Genomic DNA, 1,039 nt, shown 5'->3' with positions numbered 1-1,039 from the left:
ACCGGGACCTCTATGCGGTTGGAGGTCTTGGATACGGCGGAGGCTATGTATAAGGAGCTGGCAGGTGAGAGGGGTGGAGGCTCCGGCTATTTATTTCCCTTTTTAAGTGGGACGAAGAACGGCCATGAGGCATATCTCGAATACAATGCGGCCTTGTCCCGGTTTAACCGGAACTTGAGGATGTTGAAGGAGGTTGCGGGAATAGCGTCGGATGTGACTTCCTACACGATCCGTCATTCTTTTGCCATGGCATTGAAGGAGCAAAATGTCCCCATTGAGATGATCAGCGAGTTATTAGGGCATAAATCCATCAAGACAACCCAGATTTATCTGAGAAGTTTCTCCTTGGAGAAAATGACGGTGGTAAATAAGTCTTGCTTTGAGAATGTATATAATTATATGCCAGAGGTGGGATGAGGCTACTTGGGGAGTAGCGCTTATTTCACGGCACAAATGTAGTAAAAAATAACAAATAACAAGCAATCGTTAGGCTTAGTTTGTGCTCCGGCCTTGATTCTCCTTAAATCTTCGTTCTTATTCCTAGTGTATAGACATGGCAATAGAGACGAAATGATCTCGTATTTCCTACATCATCACGTCCCTTCTAAAAATCGAACATACATTCCAGTAGAGACGGGGCGTGCCCCGTCTCATCCCCTCCAAATGGTAACTAAAAGATACTATCAGACAGTGGGAGACGGGGCACGCCCCGTCTCTACAACCGGGTGATAACCGTTCTCGCACCTTTTAGGCTACTCCCCAAGTAGCCTAAGATTTCAAGAGATGGTAATTTTCAGTAATGCCATATTTGAAAATATAAAACGCTGTTTATCAAGATGATATAAATGAATCTTGGTAGGGCTCTGAATTGCCGTGGGGTCTGTTTTCGGGCCATGGGATAACCACTGGAAAAGATAATCATAGAGATGGATATATTGACAGGCAAGTGCTCGGACAGGTTCATGGCGCATGTTCTGAAGCGACGTGACCAGGAGGCTGTCCGCTGGTACGTGCTCACGCTCCCTACCGCCGGTGGCGG

At 46.6% G+C, this 1,039-nt stretch carries 1 protein-coding gene and 1 pseudogene; both read left to right on the top strand.

The window, feature by feature from the left end; translation table 11 throughout:
• Positions 1-417 (top strand): tyrosine-type recombinase/integrase (locus tag DWX33_RS22195; protein ID WP_147425526.1); only part of this gene is annotated, 417 nt, incomplete at its 5' end.
• A gap of 509 nt (positions 418-926) precedes the next feature.
• A pseudogene (locus DWX33_RS23210) lies at positions 927-1,039 on the top strand (transcriptional regulator); the annotation flags it as partial.

It is taken from the genome of Parabacteroides sp. AF19-14, from assembly GCF_003635485.1.
Lineage (GTDB): Bacteria > Bacteroidota > Bacteroidia > Bacteroidales > Tannerellaceae > Parabacteroides > Parabacteroides distasonis.
The sequence above is the reverse complement of the archived record's forward strand: the minus strand, read 5'-3'. Positions and strand labels throughout refer to the sequence as shown.